Source organism: Rhodococcus sp. T7, assembly GCF_009872365.1.
GTDB lineage: Bacteria > Actinomycetota > Actinomycetes > Mycobacteriales > Mycobacteriaceae > Rhodococcus_F.
The window spans coordinates 66,496-85,426 of record NZ_WXYH01000220.1 but is presented as its reverse complement, the minus strand read 5'-3'; the positions used below and the strand labels follow the sequence as shown (position 1 = coordinate 85,426).

Sequence of the window (18,931 nt, the reverse complement as noted above, 5' to 3'; positions counted from 1 at the left end):
CCAACTACATCGCCCGAAGCCTGCTCGAGACCGGCGGCTTCAGACCCCAACTCCTACACCCCCGATTGGGATGAGCCGGTTTTCCTCGAGCTTCGGTCCCGCCATCCCGGCCAACCCGTTCGGCACCCGCCACATCCCGGTGGGCGTTGATCCGCCGCTGCACTCGACCTACCGACGGGTGTTGAACACGTGGTTCAGCAAGGCGGAGGTGACCCGGCGCGAGCCCGACATCGCGACCCTGGTCACCGAGATCGTCACCGGCCTCGCCGAGCGCGGCAGCTGGGACTTCGTCTCCGACCTCGCGGACGTCTCCCCCGGCGCGGTCACGCTGGGCATCCTCGGCTGGGACAGGTCGCGGCGCGAGGAACTGCTCGAGGTGATGGCACGCGGTCTGCGCAACCAGGCGAGCACCGATCCCTCGATCATCGAGCAGAACGCCGCGGGCAACCGCTGGATCCGCGAGCAGATCCTCCTCGAGGCCGAGGACCGGCGGACGCATCCCCGTGCGGACCTGATGACAGTGCTCGCCACCGAGCCGATCGTGGACGGCGAGCCGATGAGCGACGAGGAGGTGAGCGACACCGTCGTCTTCCTCCTGCTCGCCGGCTTCCACACCACCAGCGGCGCGCTCACCGCACTGCTCGTGCAGATGGCGCGGGAGCCCGCACTCCACGAGCGCCTCGTTGCCGACCGGGACCTGATCCCGGCCGCAATCGACGAGGTGATCCGCATCTACACACCTGTCACCGCCGTGGCCCGACGGGTCACCGAGGACACCCACCTCGGCGAGGTGGGCATGCGGACCGGTGACTGGGCGCTGTTCGTCAACATGGCGGCCAACCACGACCCCGCCGCGTTCCCGGACCCGGAGCGGATCGACCTGGATCGCGAGCGGTCCAAGAGCGTCGCATTCGGCTGGGGCGTACACCGCTGCATGGGCCTGCACCTGGCGCGGTTGGTCCTCCGCCTGGAGGTGGAGGCCGTCCTCGACCTGCTGCCGGGCCACCGGATCGACCTCGATCGCACGGTGCGGTCGGAGCACGTGGGTGTGGGCTTCTTCTATCGGTCGGTGCCCGCGGTACTGCCCGGTCGCTGACCGGCCCACTCGCGACTCCCGGGCGTCGCCGAGGAAGAGCACCACCTCGGCGACGTCGGTCTCAGGCCGGCCCGAAGACCGGAACGTGCTGGTGCTCGCCGACCGTCTCGAAGCGGGCGACGACCGCGGCGCCCATCGGGTCGGCGTCGTCGTCGAAGCCGGTCAGGGTGGTCAGCAGCCGCACCCCACACTCGAGTTCGACGAGGGCCACGTCGTACGGGACCCGCTCGCGCAAATAACCGGCATAGGCCCGGTGGTAGACGGCGTAGCTCCACACCGTGCCTCGCGGAGCCACCTCCTCCCACGTGTATCCCCGGTCCATGCACTCGGGGCAGACGCCGGCGGCAGGCCAGCGCACGAATGCGCAGCTGTCGCACCGCTGGAAGACCAGCCTGCCCTCCGCCGCCGCGTCCCAGAACCGGGAGTCGTCCTGGGTCTCCGGGGTCTCATATCCGCTCACGACGCCTCCGTCGACAAGATCGTGCTGGCTGCCTTCATGAATCCGAACGTCGAGCAGTACTGCGCCGTGCGCAGGCCCTCGATCTGTCGCGCCCCCGCCTCGCCGCGCAGCTGTCTGACCGCCTCGCACAGGTGGAGGAAACCCCACATGTACGCCTCGGAGAGCTGGCCGCCGTTGGTGTTGAGCGGAAGCCGCCCACCATGGCCGACGGCACCCGACCGGAACGCCTCCCCGACACCGCCCGGCTCGACGAAGCCGTAGTACTCGAGCATCTGGAGGACCCAGATGCTGGTCGGGTCCTGGATGTAGAGGGCGTCCACCGCTTCCCGTTCGATGCCGGCGGCCGGATAGATCCGCTCGGCCACCTGCTGGATCCAGGGCCGCAGCCACTGGTCGGCGTTCTGCCGGTCGCGCAGACCCGTCTGCTGGGCGATGCCCATCACGTGCACCGGCTTGTCGGTCAGCTCCGCCGCCCGATCGGCCCGAGCCACGATCAGGCAGGCCGCGCCGTCCGAGATCATGCACAGGTCCGGGCGGCGCAGCGGCGCCACCAGGTACGGGGCCGCCAGGTAATCCTCGACCGACGTCGGCTCCCGGAAGATCGCCAACGGGTTGTCCACCGCATACCGGCGCTGGGAGACCGAGACCTCGGCCAGATCCGCCTCGGTGGTGCCGTAGAGGTGCTGGTGCCTGCGGAACGCCATCGCCGCCGGACCGGCGACATTCAGGAAGCCGTAGACCGACGCCTCGTCCTGGCGCCCCAGGGGATGGCCGAACTTGTTCCCTGCGCTGCGCTGGTTGGTCCCGTAGACAATTGCGACCACGCTCGCCAGACCCGCGTCGATCGCCGCGCACGCCAGGTGCAGGGAGAAGTTGCAGGTGCCGTAGTCGAGGGTGGCGCTGTAGGCCGGGTTGAGGCCCGCCAGCCGGCCGATCTCCGTGTCGATCCCGAAGCCGCCGAACGACTTGCAGGTGATCAGCCCGTCGATCTCCGACTTGTCGATGCCGGCCTCCGCCAAGGTGATCCGCAGACCCTCGACCGCCAGTTCGTCGGCGGAGATGCCCGGGATCGTGCCCTGGGCGGTGTTGCCGGCGGCGACGATCGCGGTCCGCCCGCGGATCGCGCCGCCCAGCTGTGCTGCCGCCATCAGATCGCGTCCTCCGCTGCCAGTTCGTCGACCTCGTCGCGGCTCAGTCCGAGCAGTTCCTCGTAGACGTCGTAGTTGTGCTCGCCGTACGTCGGGGCGCCGCGGCCGACCTGGCCGCCTGCGTGCTGCGGCGTGTCGCTCATCTTCACCGAGGGAGCCGCCACCGGCCAGTGGCCGAAGTTGGTGGCGTCGAGCTCGGTCAGCCACTCCATCGCCTGCAACTGCGGGTCGTTCTCCACCCGATCCTGCGCGGTCTGGGCGACACCGGCGGGTACGCCGACCGCCTGGAGCCGCTGCATCAGCTCGAACGGCTCCTGCTCCGACGTCCATCCCTGGATCAGCGCGTCGAGCGCCTCGCGGTTGCGGTGCCGGTCCTCGGCGGTCGCGAACTCCGCCTGCGAGAGCCACTCGACATGGCATGCCTCCTTGGCGAGGGCGATCCAGTCGCCCTCACTCTGACACGTGATGGCGATCCAGCGGTCGTCCCCCCGGGTACGGTAGAGCCCCTCCGGCGCGGCGGTCGCGTACGGCGAGCGGTTGCCTGCCCGCTCCCAGACCCGGCCGTTGACCTGGTAGTCCAGGGCCGGAACACCGGTCATGAAGATGCCCACCTCGCTCTGCGAGGCGTCGATCGCCTGTCCCTGTCCGGTCACGTCATGGTGGTATACGGCGCTCAGCAGGGCCAGCGCGAAGCTGTAGGCGCCGTACCAGTCCAGGTAGGAGTAGCCCCAGCCGGCAGGCGGGAACGGGTCGCCGAGGCCGCTCATCTCCGAGGTGCCTGCGAACGCCTGTGCCACCGGACCGATGGTGCGGAACCGGCCGTAGATGCCCTTCGTGCCCATGCCCGACTGCTTGGCATAGATGATGTCGGACTTGATCTTGCGCAGCTCGTCGTAGCCCAGTCCCCAGCTCTCCATCACGCCCGGGGAGAAGCCCTCCGCGACGATGGTGCTCTCCGCGACCATCCGGCGGGCCAGCTCGAGGCCCTTGGGGTGCTTCACGTTGAGCGAAATGCCGCGTTTGCCTGGGTTCTTGTTGTTGTACTGCGCCCCGACCGGGCCGCCGAGGTCGGCGGGCCACTGCGAGGGCACCGGGCCGGTCGCCCGCTCGCGCGCCGCACGTCCGCCGACCGGGTTGCCACCGCGGCGCGGGTCGAGGTTCTTGTGCCACTCGACCTTGATCACGTCGGCGCCCAGGGAGGCGAGGAACCGGGTGGCGCCTGCCGAGGCGAGCATCCAGGTGAAGTCGAGAATGCGCACCCCCTGGAGCGCCCACGGCTTGCCATGGCTGGAGAGCCGCTCGGGCAGGATGAGCGGCGCCCGCTCGATCGGCCGGGGTGTCAGGCTCAACCGCAGGTCGCGGTGCTCGTCCAGCTTGGGGGCAGGAGTGGGTGTGACCCAGCCGTTCTCGGTCGAGATCCACTTGCTCAGCGGGTAGCGCAGCGAGCGACCCAGCTCCGGGTGCTCGATGTCACCGTAGGTGCCACGTTCGAGCCAGTGCTCGTCGTAGGCCGACTCGTGGGGCTTGCGCACCGGCACCCACATGAGGCCGGCTTCCTGGGCCTCGCGCCACGGCACGTCGTCGAAGAGGTAGCGGCGCACCGTGTGCTCGACCGCATCCATGTTGCGAGCGGCGCCGCCCTCCATACCCGGCAGCACGCGGGAGTCCTTGGTCTTCTCGTCGCTGCCGTCGCTGATCTCGTCGCCGATCCCGTAGCTGTCCAGGAATGGGCCGAGCAACTTGGCGTTGCGCGTGGAGGCCAGGATCCAGCGGCCGTCCTTGGTCTGGAAGATCGAGCGGTGGATGGAGACCCCCGGCGCGGAGTGGCGGCAGGTCTGGCGGTGGAACGGCGTGCGCAGGCAGACCCACGACATCAGGTCGCCCTCGGTGTTCTTCGCCATCGCCTCGTGCACCGCGCAGGAGAGGTGCTGCCCCTGACCGGTGTGACGCCTGCTGATCAGCGCGGCGACGACGGTGAAGGCGAGTTGCTCGCCGGCGACGGCGTAGGAGTGGTCCAGTTGAGGTGCCACCGGCGGCAGGTCGTATTTCCCCGACGGATCCGGGTCGTAGCCGTTGTTCATCACCTGGCCACCGAGGGCCAGGTGGACCAGGTCGCTGGCCTTCCAGTCCTTGCGCGGCCCTTCCTCGCCGAAGGGGGTGATCCGCGCGACCACGAGGGCGGGGTCCTGCTCGCGCAACGTGGCGCTGCCGAGGTCCCGCTCTTCGAGGTAGCCCAGCGGCGTCGCGTCGAGCAGCACGTCGCAGGCGCCGATCAGTTCGACGAACCCGGCTCGGCCCTCGGTCGTCTCGAGATCGAGTACGACGGAGCGCTTGCCGCGGTTGTAGGTCCAGAAGTGCAGCGAGCGCTCGGGGTCCGGCACGTCGTCGACGAACGGACCCATCCGGCGGCTCTCGGCGCCCTCGGGCGGCTCGACCTTGATCACTTCGGCACCGAGGCCGGCCAGCACCATCCCGCAGTACTCGCCGATCCGGTCGCCGACCTCGACGATGCGTATGCCTGCGAGTGCACCCGGCTTGGCCTGGTCTTCGGTTGTCTGGGGTGTAGTCATCGGGGTTCTCCAGTCATTTCGTCAGGACGCGATCCAGTGCCGTCAGGCTCGGACGGGCGCCGCGAGCTCGCGACGCGCAGGGAATCGCTCGAAGTCGGCGATGTCGGCGTCGGCGTATTGATCGGCGTGCTGCTGGCGGGTGAAGGGCCAGATGATGGCGACCCCGCCCTTGTCGGTGTACCAGTTGTCGCACAGCGAATAGGTGGTGCCGGGAAGCGCCGACCGAACGGTGTCGCAGAAGGCCGCGGTCGACTCCGCGGAAGGCGCCAGCGCCCGCCCTTCACGCTGCATGGTGTCCAGCAGCCGCATCAGGAAACCGACCTCGTCGCGCAGGCAGGTCGGGATGGCCACCGAGTTGACCGGGGCGAACGGGCCGTTGAGCAGGAAGAAGTTGGGCATGCCCGGCAGGCCCATGCCGCGGTAGCTGTAGACGCCGTCGGCCCACATCTCCTCGACGGTCAGGCCGTCGGGTCCGACGACCTCCATCGGCCGCATGTAGGCGTGCGTGTCGAAGCCGGTCGCGTAGACGATCACGTCGAGCTCGTGCAGCGTGCCGTCGGGGTCCACGATGCCGTTCGGTTCGACCCGCTGCACGCCGCCGAAGACCGGTGTGACGTTGGGACGCTGGACGACCTGGTAGTAGTCGGGCGACTTCGGGATCCGCTTGCAGCCCGGCGGGTCCTTCGGCGTGAGCTTCTCCCGCAGGACCGGGTCCGGGACGGCCTCGGCCAGCTCGTCGTAGAAGCGCTGGGTCTGGACCGTCCGCTCGTCGCCGGGGATCAGCCGCCAGGTCTCGGAGCCCTCGGTGGCCACACGCAGCGTGGCGACCCGCCGGTCCCAGTAGCCGGCCAGCGCAGGCACCCGCAGCAGCACCCGCTCCAACGGCGAGATCTTCTTGTTCTGCCGGATCTGGATCCATTGCGGCGTTCGGATGAAGTGCTTGACGTCGTGGCCCTGCTTGCCGAGCTCGCTGACGATCTGGATGCCGCTGGAACCGGTGCCCACGACACCGATCCGCTTGCCGGTCAGGTCGACGCCGTGGTCCCACTCGGAGGAGTGCCAACTGTGGCCCTCGAACGTGTCGGTGCCCGGGAAGGTCGGTCGCTTGGGCACGTGCAGGAAACCGGTCGCGGCGACGACGACGTCGAAGACCTCGGTGCTGCCGTCGGGCAGGGTCAACGTCCAGGCGTCGTCCTCCCACTCGGCCTGCCGCACCTCGGTGTTGAATCGTATGTGCCGGACGACGCCTTGCTCCTGCGCGAAGTCGGTCAGGTATCGGCGGATCTCCGAGCCCGGCGCATACCGCTTCGACCAGTAGTTCTTCCGCGCGAACGGGAACTCGTAGGAGCGGGTGATCACGTCGACGTGCAGACCCGGGTAGGTGTTGTCGTACCAGGTGCCACCGACGCCGGCCCGCTTCTCGAAGATCTGATATTCGATCCCTGCCTCGGCAAGGTGATGTGCGAGGAACAGCCCCGACATACCTGCACCAATGATGCCCACTCTCACAGGACTGACCTCCCAGCTGCAACGTAACCTCGTTAGTAGCAGTACTATAACATGATTGGAAGATGGACTCAGACCAGACCACCCGGCCATCAGCCCTGTGCCGCAGACTGAGACGTCGACCACTGCCTATTATGTTTAAACCTATCCGGCTGTGGTGTTTTGATCGAGCTACCGGATAGCATTAGTACTGGACGACCACGACTGGCCGCGCACAACCGGCCGTCGGCACAGACTTCTATTGGAGGAACCATGACCGAGATCGCGACCAGGCCCGACGTGTCAGGAGGCCAGCCGGACGAGGCGGGAGTGCGCTCCTACGACGTCGTCATCGTCGGCGCCGGCCTGACCGGGATGTACCAGCTGAAGCTGGTGCGCGAGCTCGGTCGGTCGGTTCGGGTCATCGAGGCCGGCTCCGGCGTCGGCGGCACCTGGTACTGGAACGCCTACCCCGGCGCCCGGCTCGACTCGGAGTCGCATTCCTACCAGTACTCCTTCGACGAGGAGCTGCTCGAGGAGTGGCGCTGGAAGGAGATGTTCGCCGGTCAGCCCGAGCTCGAGTCGTACTACAACCACGTCGCGGACAAGCTCGATCTGCGTCGCGACATCGATTTCGACACCCGGATCGAGAGCATGGTCTTCGACGAGGAGACCAACTCCTGGACGCTGCACTCGACGACAGGCGAGGTGTACCGCGCGCGCTTCGTCATCATGGCGACCGGCATCCTCTCCGACCCGAACTTTCCGCGCATCCCCGGCCTGGATCGGTTCGAGGGCGAGTGGTATCACACTTCGCTGTGGCCCAAGGACAAGCAGATCGGCTTCGAGGGCAAGCGGATCGCGGTGATCGGCACCGGCGCCACCGGCGTCCAGGTGATCCCCGAGGTCGCCAAGACCGCCGGCCACCTGACGGTCTTCCAGCGCACCGCCAACTGGGCCGTCCCGCTGCGTAACCGTCCGCTCTCCGACGACGACATGGCCGCCATCCGCGCCGGCTACCCGGACATGTTCCCGTACCTGCGGCAGACCTTCAGCGGCTTCCTGCACAGCTGGGACCCGGTGAAGTCCACAGAGGTCGCGCCGGAGGTGCGCGACGCCCGCTACGAGGAGGCGTTCAACTCCCCGGGCTTCACCAAGTGGATCGGGCTGTACAACGACCTGGCCTACGACGCGGAGGCGAACAAGGTCTACTGCGAGTTCCTCGCCGAGAAGATCCGCGAGCGGGTCAACGACCCCGAGATCGCCGAGAAGCTGATTCCGAACGACCACTACTTCGGCACCAAGCGGGTGCCCTGCGAGACCAACTACTACGAGACCTACAACAAGGACAACGTCGACCTGATCCTGCTCAAGGAGAACCCGATCAAGGAGTTCACCGAGAAGGGCGTCCTCACCGAGCAGGGCGAGGTCGAGGTGGACACGATCATTTTCGCCACCGGCTTCGACGCCTTCACCGGTGCGCTGAACAAGATCGACATCCGTGGCCTCGGCGGGCAGACGATGCGCGACAAGTGGAAGGACGGCCCGCACACGTACATGGGCATGCAGGTCGCCGGCTTCCCGAACCTCTTCATCGAGGGTGGTCCGCACGGCAAGGGCGGCCACGGTAACGGCCCACGCTGCTCCGAGCCCGTGGTGGAGTGGGTCACCAAGGTCGTCGACGACTTCTTCACCAAGGGCTGGAACCGGATCGACGCCGACCCCGAGGCCGAGGCCGTCTGGACGAAGCAGGTCGCCGACACGGCCGCCGGCACCCTGCAGGCGACTGCGAAGTCGATCTTCTTCGGCGACAACATCCCCGGGAAGCCCCGCGTCTACGTCGCCTACATCGGGTCGCTGCCGGAGTTCGTCCAGAACCTCGAGAACGCCCGCGACGACGACTACCGCGGGTTCCTCGTCCACTGAGACCGGCCCCTCGACGGCGGGTCACGGACCGTGACGTTGCTCCGGTCCGTGACCCGCACCCCACCATCGCCACCTCCCAGCTGCCCAGGAGCACCATGACCTCGCCCGTTCCCCTCCGTGTCGACGTGTCCGACGAGGATCTCGCCGACCTCGACCGCCGGCTCGCGTCCACCCGGTTCGCGCCCGATGTCGGCAACGGCGACGGCCGCTACGGGGTCTCCACCGAACGGCTGCGGGGCCTGGTCGAGCACTGGCGCACGGGCTACGACTGGCGGGCCGAGGAAACCGCCCTCAACCAGCTACCCATGTTCCGCGTCGACGTCGACGGCCAGCCGATCCACTACGTGCACGTCCGCGGCACCGGCCCCGACCCGACGCCGCTTCTGCTCACCCACGGCTTCCCGTGGACGTTCTGGGACTTCCACCGGATGATCGGCCCGCTCACCGACCCGGCATCCTTCGGCGGGGATCCGGCCGACGCGTTCGACGTGGTGATCCCCTCGCTGCCGGGCTTCGCGTTCTCCTCGCCGCTGAGCCGCTCGGGCCTCAACTTCGTCACCACCGCCGACCTATGGGTGCAGCTGATGCGCGACGTCCTCGGCTACGAGCGGTTCGCAGCGCACGGGGGTGACTGGGGCGCCCAGGTCACTGCACAGCTCGGCCACAAGTACGCCGACAATCTGCTCGGCATCCACCTCACCAGCCTGATCTCGTTCCCCGCCGGCTGGAACTCGGATCGGCCGTGGAACCTGCTCCAGAAGGCGGCGGACGCGGCCACCCCGGAGAACCGCGCCGCGGTGGTGGCGTGGGAGAAGCGCCGGGTCGGCCACCTCGTGCCGCAGATCGTGCATCCGCAGACCATCGCGCACGGGATGAACGACTCCCCCGCAGGCCTGCTCGCCTGGCTCACCGAACGCAGGCTCGCCTGGATGGACCCGGCGCAGCCGCTCGAGGACGTCTTCTCCCAGGACTTCCTGATCACCTCGACGATGCTCTACTGGATCACCCAGAGCTACCCCAGCGCGGCGCGGTTCTACTACGAGGCGGCCACTCATCCGTGGCAGCCGGCCCACGACCGCACGCCCGCAATCCAGGCCCCGGCCGGTCTGTCGATCTTCCGCGACGACAACCCGCCGGGGGCCTCGTTCGACTGGCTGCCCGCCATGTACGCCGAGATCGCCCACCAGCGGGTGCACGAGGTCGGCGGCCACTTCGGCGCGATGGAGCGACCCGACGACGTGGTGACCGACATCCGCGACACCTTCCGCAACCTGCGCTGAGAGCGCCGAAAGGACACCGCATGCCCCGCCCACCGAAGTCCACGAGCTTCGACTACATCATCGTCGGCGCCGGCGCGGCCGGTTGCCTCCTGGCCAACCGGCTCACCGAGGACCCGCGTAACGCCGTACTGCTCATCGAGGCAGGCGGCGGCGACGCGAACCTGATCCACCTGGTGCCGAAGGGTTTCTACTTCACCCTCACCAACCCCAAGTACTCCAAAACGTTCGCAACGGTGCAGTTCCCCGACGGCCACGTGGAACACCTGCCGCGCGGCCGGGTGATCGGCGGTTCGACGACCATCAACGGCATGGTGTGGAACCGCGGCTGGGCCAACTCCTACGACGCGTGGGAGAAGGCCGGGAACGCCGGCTGGAACTGGCAGCGGTTCCTCGACGCCTTCCGCAAGATGGAGCGCCACGAGTTGGGGCCGAGCGCCACCCGCGGCGGTGCGGGCGCGGTCGACATCGAGATCGCCGGCCCCCGCGAGGCCACCTGCGACGCACTGATCGCATCCTTCGCGCAGAGCGGGGTGCCGTTCGAGGAGGACATGAACGGTAGCGGCGGCGAGCGCACGTCCTACGTCGCCTCCAACACCCGCAAGGGCACCCGGATGAGCGCGGCGCGCGCCTACCTGCGCCCGGCACGGCGCCGCAAGAACCTGACCGTCGTCACCCACACCGAGGCCGAACGGCTGGTGCTGGACGGCACCCGCGTCACCGGTGTCTCCTGCCGGCGGAAGGACGGCAGCCTGGTCACGTACTCCGCGCGCCGCGAGGTGATGGTCACCGGCGGTGCGTTCGACTCACCGCTGCTGCTGGAGCGCTCCGGCATCGGCAACCCGGAGATCCTGGCGAAGGCCGGTGTGAAGTGCCGCGTGGCCAGCCCCAAGGTCGGGGAGAATTTCAAGGAACACCGCGGCATCCTGCTGCAGTACCGGCTCGCCGGGGTCAAGGGCTACAACAAAGAGGCCTCTTCCACCCCCCGCTACCTGTGGTCCGGCTTCAAATACCTGCTCACCCGTCGCGGCATGGTCGCGCACGGTGGCTACGCGCTGAGCGCGATCTACAAGTCGGACCCGGCCTCGGAGTACCCCGACACGCAGTGCTTCTTCACCCCGATCTCCACCTCGGATGTCAACCCGATGACCGGCCGGATGGTGGTCGACAAGTTCCCCGGCGCCAAGTACGTCGCGCTCCCGATGTACCCGACCAGTCAAGGCTCGCTGCACATCACGGGCCCCGGGCTGGACTCCGTACCGCGGCTCGAGCCCAACTTCCTCAGCACCGAGGAGGACCGGCGGATGCTGGTCAAGACGCTGCGCAAGGCGCGCGAGATCACCGCCACCGCGCCGTTCGCCAAGTACGTCGTCGAGGAACTCCAGCCCGGCCCGCAGATCGCCGAGGACGACGAGATCATCGAGTACGGCATCAACCACGGCAACGCCGGCGCACACGGCCTGGGCACCTGCGCGATGGGCCCCGACGAGGACGACGTGGTCGACGCCTCGCTGCGGGTCCGGGGCACGCAGGGACTGCGGGTGATCGACGCGTCGGTCTTCCGGGATCAGCCGTCGGGCAACAACAATGCGCCCACGATGGCGCTGGCGTGGATCGCGGCCGACATCATCCTGGCCGAGCGGCGCTGACGGCGCCTCGAACGTAAATGAGAGGGAGCCCGGGCCGATGGCCCGGGCTCCCTTTCGTTTGTTCGGTTGGTTCATACCGTCCGGCTCGGCGGGAGTCCTTCCGGACTCCCGCCGAAAGCCTCAGGACAGGTCGAGCCTGATCGCGCCCTCCGGGCAGGCGGCCGCGACGTCTTCGGCCGCGCCGCGCTCGTCGAGGCCGATCGCGACGTCCTTCACCTGGCCGTAGCCGATGTCGTCGGTGTCGAACCAGTTGGGCGCGAGTGTGTAGCAGCGGCCGTGGCCGACGCACAGGTCGGTGTCGATGCTGAATCGCAGGCACTGCTTCTCGTCGGTGGTGCTCTCGGTCATCGTGCTTGCCTTTCGTGAAGTCGGGTGTCGGAGTCGGGTGCGCCCGCCTCAGCGGGAGGCGACCTCGAACTCGAGGGGCAGGTGGAGGAGCTGCTGCATGAAGCTGCCGTAGCGGAAGTTCTCGACGAAGTCGTCGGGGATCCGGTACTCCCCGATCCGCTCGTGCCAGACCTCGAGCCCGATGCGCATCTCCAGGCGGGCGACATGGGAGCCCAGGCAGCGGTGCACGCCGAGGCCGAAGGCCGAGTGCGGAACGCCGGTTCGGGTCAGCTGCACGTCGGGGGCCAGCTGCCGGTCCGCGCCGCAGCGGGCGATGAATATCCGGTCCCCGGCCTTGACCGGGAACCCGTTGATCTCGGCATCCTGCTTGGCCACCCGGCCTGCCGAGCCGCCCGTGTTGTAGAAGCGCATCAGCTCCTCGATCGCACCGGGGATCCGGGTCGGGTCGTCGATGAGGAACTGGCGATCCTCACGGTTTTTGGCGAGGTGCCACATGATGAAGCCGAGCTGACTGGACGTGGTCTCCTGGCCGGCGATGAACGCGAGCTTCGCCATTCCGACCAGCAGATCCTCGGGGATCTCCTCGCCGTCGACGCGCATGTTCACGAAAGCGGTGGCCAGGTCACCGGGCTGCGGGTTGGTGCGCCGGTCGTGCATCGCGCCGCGCACGATCGTGTCGATCTGCGACTCGATGTCGTCGCGCTCCTCCTGGGTGGGAAACTCGAAGGTGGCGCGCTCGGCGAGGTGGAACATCCGGTCGACGTCCTCGGTGCCGATGCCCAGCCACTCGAGGAAGAAGAGAGCCGGCAACTTGGCGGCGAAGTCCTTGGCGTAGTCGCAGCTGCCCTTGGCCACGATCGAGTCGATCAGCTCGTGGCAGATCTCGATGATGCGTGGCTCGAGGTGTGCGACGGCCTTCGGCCCGAACAGCGGCGCGAGCGCCCTGCGGTACTTGGTGTGCACCGGCGGGTCCATGGTGATCGGCGGGACGTCGAGAATGACCTCCTGCTTCGTGTAGACGATCGAGCTCGGCAGGTTCGACCAGGTGTGCGGGTCCTGCAGCACGTGCTTGACCGTGTCGTAGTCGGCGGCAACCAGATAGCCGCGGTTGACCGGGCTGTAGAACAGGCCGCCGACCTTGGTCGCCTCATCCCAGACGGCAAAGGGATCGACGCCCAGTCGCTCGTCGGTCTCCAGGTCGAGGCGATGGATCGGCAGACCGTTGGTCTCCGCTCGCTCCAGCATCGAAGTCATCGTCAAACCTTTTCCTTATTATGTAGAGTTTTCTCTAACATAATTGATTGTAAGCAAGAACACAATTGCAGGAGGGTGACACCTTCATCGGCCGATCCGGTCGTACATCCCTGCGGAGCGGTACGAGCGAGCCATCGGGCTGGCCAGATAGTGATGCGGATAAGCCAGCGGTACGGCGCTCGCATCGTCGAGCCGAGCCACCTGCTCCGGAGTCAGCGCCAGCCGCAGACAGCCGAGGTTGTCGCGCAGCTGGCCCGGGTTGGTGGCGCCCACGATCGGCACCACGTGGACCTCCCGGTGACGCAGCCACGCCAGCGCGAGCTGGGCCGGTGTCGCGCCGAGCTCGGCGGCCATTGCGACCAGAGTCTCGACGACCGGGCCCGCAGCATTGCCATGGGGGTCGGCCCACGCCATCGCCGGAGAGCCCCACACCTCGCTGGACAGCCTCGAGTCACGTCCGCCGCCGTCGGCGTATTTTCCGGTGAGGAGACCATTCTTCAGCGGTGACCAGGCCAGCACGCTGAGCCCGAGTTCTGCTGCCATCGGCATGTACTCGGCCTCGGCGCTGCGGCCGAGCAGGCTGTACTCGATCTGCAGGCCGACGTACCGAGTCCAGCCGCGCAGCTCGGCCAGGGTGTTGGCGCGGGCGATCACCCAGGCCGGGGTGTTGGAGACACCGACGTAGAGGACCTTGCCCGCGCGCACCAGGTCGTCGAGACCGCGCATCACCTCCTCGACCGGCGTGAGCAGATCCCAGGAGTGGACGATGTACAGGTCGAGGTGGTCGGTGCCCAGGCGGCGCAGGGATGCCTCGACCGACGCGATCATGTTCTTGCGCTGGTTGCCGCCGGCGTTGGGGTCGCCGTTGCCGGGCGCGGCGTTGGTGTACTTCGAAGCGATCACCACCTCGTCACGGTGACCCGCGACCAGCTCGCCGACGATCCGTTCGCTCGCGCCGGCGGCGTACTGGTTGGCGGTGTCGAGATAGTTGCCGCCAGCCTCGCGGTACAGCTCGTACAGGCTGCGGGCCGTCTGCTCCTCGACTCCCCAGCCGGTGGTGGCCCCGAAGGTCATCGTGCCGAGGGCCAGATCGGAGACCCGCAGGCCGCTGCGGCCCAGGAGGCGGTAGTTCATCACAGGTACGTCGCTCATTCGGTCACGATAGCGGCCGAAAGCCATTGTATGACAACTTCAACATCATTAACGTCATTGGCATGACCACGACCGACACACGCCACCGAGCGCCCGACCCCCGCCGCCTCCAGGAGCTGCTCGACCGCCAGGAGATCCACGACGCGCTGCTGCGCTACACCCGCGGCGTCGACCGGCTCGACGAGGACCTGCTGCGCTCCGCGTACCACCCCGGCGCGATCGACGACCACGGCATCTTCCGCGGCACGGTCGAGGAGTTCATCCCCTGGGCGTTCGCCGGCCACCGGGCAAGCCATCACGGCGAGCAGCACTACATCACCAACCACACCTGCGAGATCGACGGCGACGTGGCCCACACCGAGACCTACTTCGTGATGGTCGGGCAGAACCGGTCGGGTACGCCCGTCACGCTGCACGGTGGGCGGTATGTCGACCGGTTCGAACGCCGCGACGGCGAGTGGCGCATCGCCCACCGCATCTCGATGGTGGAGTGGACCGGTGGCGTCACGACCCCCGACCTGCCGCCGGTCGACCGCAGGCAGAACGGCACGGTCGCGCGCGACCGCAGCGACACCTCCTACGACCGCCCGCTTCTCGCCGACGAGCGTCGCACGCTCGAACCGTGAGCAGGGGCGCTTCGCCGGGCCGTCGACGCCCGTCGACATCCTGATGAGCAGACCCCGTGGCCGGCCCGGCGAAGCGCCGTCAGCGGCCGGAGCGGACGAGCCGTCCCGGCCGGGCCCCGGTGTCCTCGCCGTCGCGGTAGACGGTCTGGCCCGCGACGATCGTGTGCTCGTAACCGACCGCCTTCTGCATCAGCCGCTTGCCGCCGGTGGGCAGGTCGTGGGCGATGTACGGCGAGCCGAACGTGAGCCGGCCGAGGTCGATCACGTTGAGGTCGGCCCGCAGTCCCTCGCGGATCCGGCCGCGGTCGGCCAGGCCCATCACGTCCGCGGTGTCGGACGTCATCCGGCGGATCGCCTCCGGCAGCGCCATCACCCCGCACTCCTTGACCCAATAGGTCAGCATCCAGGTCTGGAAGCCGGCATCGAGGATGAAGCCGACATGCGCGCCACCGTCGCCCAGGCCCATGATCGAGTTGGGGTCTTCCAGCATCTCCTGGCAGACCCGCAGGTCACCGCTGGCGTAGTTGGCGAACGGGACGTGGATGAAGCCCATCCCCTCGTCTTCGAGGAGGACGTCGTAGACCACCTCCGGCACCGGACGCCCCTCGCGGTCAGCGATCGCCTGCAGCGAGTTTGCGGCGTCGGGGGTGTAGTTGGGCGGGTTCTCGAAGCGGTACATCCTGCCGTAGGAAAGGAACTGCAGTAACGGCCAGGCGCTCTCGGCGTACGGGTCCTCCGAGAGGATCTTGCGGCGCACCTCGGGATCGCGCATCCGCGCCACTCGCTCCGCCAGCGGAAGGTCGGCGATCGCGCGGTAGCTCGGCGTGGCGGAGAACGGGTTCTGGCTTCCCTCCAGCCCCATCAGCAGGCCGACCGCTCGCGGCGCGACGACCGGGCGCAGGTCGACGCCGTCGTCCTTCGCCGATCCGGAGTACTTCAGCAGGTCACGCCACAGGTCCTGATTCGCATCCGCGGTCTGACCGCTCTGCACCAGGCTGTAGACGCCCGGCAGACCCGACTTCTTCAGCGCGCGGCGGACCATCTCGAACTCGCCGATCACGTCGGGGTCCTGCACCTCGGCGACGAACTCGAAGAGACCACGGCCCGCGTCGGCCATGCCCATCGCCAGGCCGACGATCTCACGTTCGCGGGCGAGGAGCGTCGGGGTGTAGTCCCCGGCGATGCTCTTGTGCGCCGTGGAGCGACTGGTCGACACACCCCACGCGCCGGCGCGGATCGCGTCGGCGACGATGACCCGCATCTGCTCGACGTCCTCGGGCAGCGCAGGCAGCAGCCTGAACGCCCGCTCTCCCATCACATGAACGCGTACCGGCGCGTGCGGCACCAGGGCACAGATGTCGATGTCGCGCGGGGTGCGCTCCAGAACGTCGAGGTATTCCGCGAAGGTCTCCCACGTCCAGGTCAGACCCTGGTGCATGACGGGTGCCGGGATGTCCTCGACGCCCTCCATCAGCTCGATCAGCCCGTCGCGGTGCTCCGGCTTGCACGGCGCGAAGCCGACGCCGCAGTTGCCCATCACCACTGTCGTCACGCCGTGGTGCGACGAGGGGGCGGTGGCGTCGTCCCAGACCGCCTGCCCGTCGTAATGGGTGTGGATGTCGACGAAGCCCGGCGTCACGATTCGACCGGTCGCGTCGATCTCCTCGGCACCACGTCCGGCGACCTCGCCGACGACGGCGATGACGCCGTCCTTGACCGCGATGTCGGCAACTCTTCCCTCGGCACCGGTGCCATCGTGCACCTCACCACCGCGGATCACGAGGTCGTACTCAGCTGTGCTCATCACTTCTCCCTGCCGTTCTGCTATGGAGTAATGATGGAACTCTAGATGCATGTAGGCTGCATGTAAATCATTTGCAACACGATAGAGCTGGAGGACCGGTCGATCAGAGCGGCGGCTCGACCGTCTCGTAGCGCGCCACGAACCGCTCCAGCAGCCGGGCCAGGTCGTGCAGGTCCGCGGCCGGCCAGTCGGCGGTGATCTCCTCGATCAGCGCCATCCGGTTCGCGGTGGCCGTGCTCAGCGCACCTCGTCCGGCCTCGGTGAGCCGGAGCACGGCCCGACGCAGATCGTCGGCGTCGGGGGCCCGGACCACCAGGTCGCGCTCGACGGCAGCGTTGACCGCACGACTGGCGCTCGACTGCTCGATCTCGAGATCATCGGCCACGTCGCTGATGGAGGGCCGCAGCCCGCGCTGCTCACGCAGCTCGACAGCGCGAAGCACGCGGAGCGCTTCGGTCCCCGGGATGTGGGAGACGCCGTCGAGGATGCGCCGGCGGTACGACGGTCGCCGTACCGAGCGGACGAGCCGCAGCAGCAGCTCGTCCACGCTGGTCAGGTCCTGGTCACGAGACATGGCGCATGGATAGCACACCGCTGCGCGGTGTCCGTGCGGGAACCACCACTCACCGGGTCGAGACGACAGTGGTCTTCAGCTGCGTGTAGTGCAGCAGCGACTCGAAGCCCTTCTCGCGCCCCAGCCCGCTCGCCTTGTAGCCGCCGAACGGCGTCTCGATCCCGGTGCGACCGCCGTTGACGATCACCTGGCCGGCTTCGAGCCGCGAGGCCACCCGCAGTGCGCGGGCGGAGTCACCGGTCCAGACACCGGCCACCAGGCCGTACTCGGAGTCGTTGGCCAGCTCGATCGCCTCCCCCTCGGTCGCGAAGCGACTCACGGCGAGGACCGGGCCGAAGACCTCCTCCTGGAAGATCCGCATCTCGGGCGTCACGTCGGCGTACACCGTCGGCTCCACGTAGCGTCCCGCGGCCTGCGCGCCGCCCGCTGCATGCCCCCCGGTCACCAGACGAGCGCCGTCCTGCGCGGCGACGTCGAAGTACTCGATCACCTTCTCGAACTGCGCCTCCGTGGTCATCGGCGCCAGCCGCTCCCCCGGGACCCTGGCCCGCATCTGTGCCGCCACGCGCTCGAGCAGTGCGTCGTGGACCTCCTCCTGGACCAGCAGCCTGCTCAGCGCCGCGCACTGCTGACCCGCGCCGGTGCAGATGGTCAGCGCGCTGTCGACGACCCGATCCAGGTCGGCGTCCGCGAAGACCACGTTGGCGGACTTGCCGCCCAGCTCCAGGATCGTCGGGATCAGCCGTCGGGCAGCGCTCTCGGCCACCCGCCTGCCGGTGACGACCGAGCCGGTGAACGCAACCAGTCGCACCGACGGGTGCTCGACCAGAGTGCCGCCGACCTCCGGCCCGGCGCCCAGCACCACGTTGACCACGCCGGCCGGGACGCCCATCTCCTCGCAGAGCTGCGCCAGCATCACGGTGGTGCCGGAGGTGAACTCCGAGGGCTTGATCACCACGGTGTTGCCGGCGGCCAGTGCGGCCGCCAGGCCGCGGGCCGCCTGGGTCAGCGGCCCGTTCCACGGGGTGATCACGGCCACCACGCCGTACGGCTCGCGGCTGGTGAACGCGTGGTCGCCTGCGCCGAGGTTGATCGTCTCCCCGAACAGTGCCCGGACCACGCCGCCGTAGTACTCGAAGTAGTCGGCGGCGACCTGGAGGCCGCCGCGCATCTCGGCGACGAGCTTGCCCGTCTCCTCGACCTCGACGTCGACGAACTCCTGGGCCCGCTCGCGCAGCGCACGCGCGACCGCCGCCAGCAGCCGGCCACGCTCGACCGGTGCTCGATCCGCCCACGCGCCGGCGGCACGACGTGCGGCGTCCACGGCCAGGTCGACGTGGTCGCGGCTGCCGAGAGCGACCCGGGCGATCGGGCTGCGGTCGAAGGGGCCGGAGACGGTCAGCGCCTCCTGATCTCCTCGCGGAACGCTCTTGCCGTCGATCCAGTGGTTCAGCTCGCGGACCATGTGCGCCTCCTGGGACGTGTCGGGATACTTCGATTCAACCATGTCTTGAACACAACTATTTCACCGCGTCCATTACTAGTGATGTAGATTGCAAATA

15 protein-coding genes are annotated in these 18,931 nt (G+C 68.3%); 5 read left to right on the top strand and 10 right to left on the bottom strand.

The window, feature by feature from the left end; genetic code table 11:
* Positions 1–70 precede the first annotated feature (70 nt).
* Positions 71–1,096 carry a cytochrome P450 gene (locus tag MLGJGCBP_RS20315; protein ID WP_160097741.1) on the top strand — a complete coding sequence of 342 codons (1,026 nt, stop codon included), beginning with the start codon at positions 71–73 and terminating at the stop codon, positions 1,094–1,096.
* A gap of 61 nt (positions 1,097–1,157) precedes the next feature.
* Here MLGJGCBP_RS20315 and MLGJGCBP_RS20310 read toward each other — a convergent pair whose 3' ends face one another.
* Genes MLGJGCBP_RS20310 through MLGJGCBP_RS20295 form a run of 4 tightly spaced genes read right to left on the bottom strand, consistent with a single transcriptional unit; the run spans position 1,158 to position 6,777 of the window.
* Complete coding sequence (locus MLGJGCBP_RS20310) at positions 1,158–1,556, bottom strand: Zn-ribbon domain-containing OB-fold protein (RefSeq protein WP_160097740.1); 399 nt, start codon at positions 1,554–1,556, stop codon at positions 1,158–1,160.
* Positions 1,553–2,704 (bottom strand): thiolase family protein, encoded by a 1,152-nt coding sequence (locus tag MLGJGCBP_RS20305; protein ID WP_160097739.1) that lies wholly within the window; start codon positions 2,702–2,704, stop codon positions 1,553–1,555. The genes MLGJGCBP_RS20310 and MLGJGCBP_RS20305 overlap by 4 nt, the downstream gene beginning before the upstream one ends.
* Entirely contained in the window at positions 2,704–5,274 is a 2,571-nt protein-coding gene (locus MLGJGCBP_RS20300; RefSeq protein WP_160097738.1) for a CaiB/BaiF CoA-transferase family protein, read from the bottom strand. Before MLGJGCBP_RS20300 ends, MLGJGCBP_RS20305 begins: the two co-directional genes overlap by 1 nt.
* Positions 5,275–5,316: 42 nt before the next feature.
* A complete protein-coding gene (locus MLGJGCBP_RS20295) occupies positions 5,317–6,777 on the bottom strand; it encodes a flavin-containing monooxygenase (protein WP_442972112.1) in 1,461 nt (486 codons plus the stop codon).
* Between the two features lie 255 nt (positions 6,778–7,032).
* Between MLGJGCBP_RS20295 and MLGJGCBP_RS20290 the strand changes: the two genes are divergently transcribed.
* The 3 genes from MLGJGCBP_RS20290 to MLGJGCBP_RS20280 all read left to right on the top strand — a co-directional run bounded on the left by MLGJGCBP_RS20290 (position 7,033) and on the right by MLGJGCBP_RS20280 (position 11,611).
* Positions 7,033–8,685 carry a flavin-containing monooxygenase gene (locus MLGJGCBP_RS20290; RefSeq protein WP_160097736.1) on the top strand — a complete coding sequence of 551 codons (1,653 nt, stop codon included), beginning with the start codon at positions 7,033–7,035 and terminating at the stop codon, positions 8,683–8,685.
* Positions 8,686–8,780: 95 nt separating this feature from the next.
* On the top strand, positions 8,781–9,965 hold the full coding sequence (locus tag MLGJGCBP_RS20285; RefSeq protein ID WP_160097735.1) for an epoxide hydrolase family protein: 1,185 nt from the start codon (positions 8,781–8,783) through the stop codon (positions 9,963–9,965).
* 20 nt (positions 9,966–9,985) lie between these two features.
* Positions 9,986–11,611 (top strand): GMC family oxidoreductase, encoded by a 1,626-nt coding sequence (locus MLGJGCBP_RS20280; protein WP_160097734.1) that lies wholly within the window; start codon positions 9,986–9,988, stop codon positions 11,609–11,611.
* A 120-nt stretch (positions 11,612–11,731) separates the two neighbouring features.
* Here the strand turns inward: MLGJGCBP_RS20280 and MLGJGCBP_RS20275 are convergent, their stop codons facing one another.
* The 3 genes from MLGJGCBP_RS20275 to MLGJGCBP_RS20265 form a co-directional block, all read right to left on the bottom strand.
* The gene (locus tag MLGJGCBP_RS20275) at positions 11,732–11,959 is read right to left on the bottom strand and encodes a ferredoxin (protein ID WP_236581220.1); all 228 of its coding nucleotides are present in this window, start codon (positions 11,957–11,959) and stop codon (positions 11,732–11,734) included.
* A 48-nt stretch (positions 11,960–12,007) separates the two neighbouring features.
* Positions 12,008–13,213 carry a cytochrome P450 gene (locus MLGJGCBP_RS20270; protein ID WP_160097733.1) on the bottom strand — a complete coding sequence of 402 codons (1,206 nt, stop codon included), beginning with the start codon at positions 13,211–13,213 and terminating at the stop codon, positions 12,008–12,010.
* Positions 13,214–13,297: 84 nt separating this feature from the next.
* Positions 13,298–14,365 carry an aldo/keto reductase gene (locus tag MLGJGCBP_RS20265; protein ID WP_201453144.1) on the bottom strand — a complete coding sequence of 356 codons (1,068 nt, stop codon included), beginning with the start codon at positions 14,363–14,365 and terminating at the stop codon, positions 13,298–13,300.
* Positions 14,366–14,427: 62 nt separating this feature from the next.
* Here MLGJGCBP_RS20265 and MLGJGCBP_RS20260 point away from each other — a divergent pair, with 62 nt between their 5' ends.
* Positions 14,428–14,991 (top strand): nuclear transport factor 2 family protein, encoded by a 564-nt coding sequence (locus tag MLGJGCBP_RS20260; protein WP_160097732.1) that lies wholly within the window; start codon positions 14,428–14,430, stop codon positions 14,989–14,991.
* Between the two features lie 79 nt (positions 14,992–15,070).
* Here MLGJGCBP_RS20260 and MLGJGCBP_RS20255 read toward each other — a convergent pair whose 3' ends face one another.
* The 3 genes from MLGJGCBP_RS20255 to MLGJGCBP_RS20245 all read right to left on the bottom strand — a co-directional run bounded on the left by MLGJGCBP_RS20255 (position 15,071) and on the right by MLGJGCBP_RS20245 (position 18,876).
* Entirely contained in the window at positions 15,071–16,795 is a 1,725-nt protein-coding gene (locus tag MLGJGCBP_RS20255; RefSeq protein ID WP_160097731.1) for an N-acyl-D-amino-acid deacylase family protein, read from the bottom strand.
* A 103-nt stretch (positions 16,796–16,898) separates the two neighbouring features.
* Positions 16,899–17,369, bottom strand: a complete 471-nt coding sequence (locus MLGJGCBP_RS20250) for a MarR family winged helix-turn-helix transcriptional regulator (protein ID WP_160097730.1) — start codon at positions 17,367–17,369, stop codon at positions 16,899–16,901.
* A 49-nt stretch (positions 17,370–17,418) separates the two neighbouring features.
* On the bottom strand, positions 17,419–18,876 hold the full coding sequence (locus tag MLGJGCBP_RS20245; protein WP_201453143.1) for an aldehyde dehydrogenase family protein: 1,458 nt from the start codon (positions 18,874–18,876) through the stop codon (positions 17,419–17,421).
* Between the last annotated feature and the right edge of the window lie 55 nt (positions 18,877–18,931).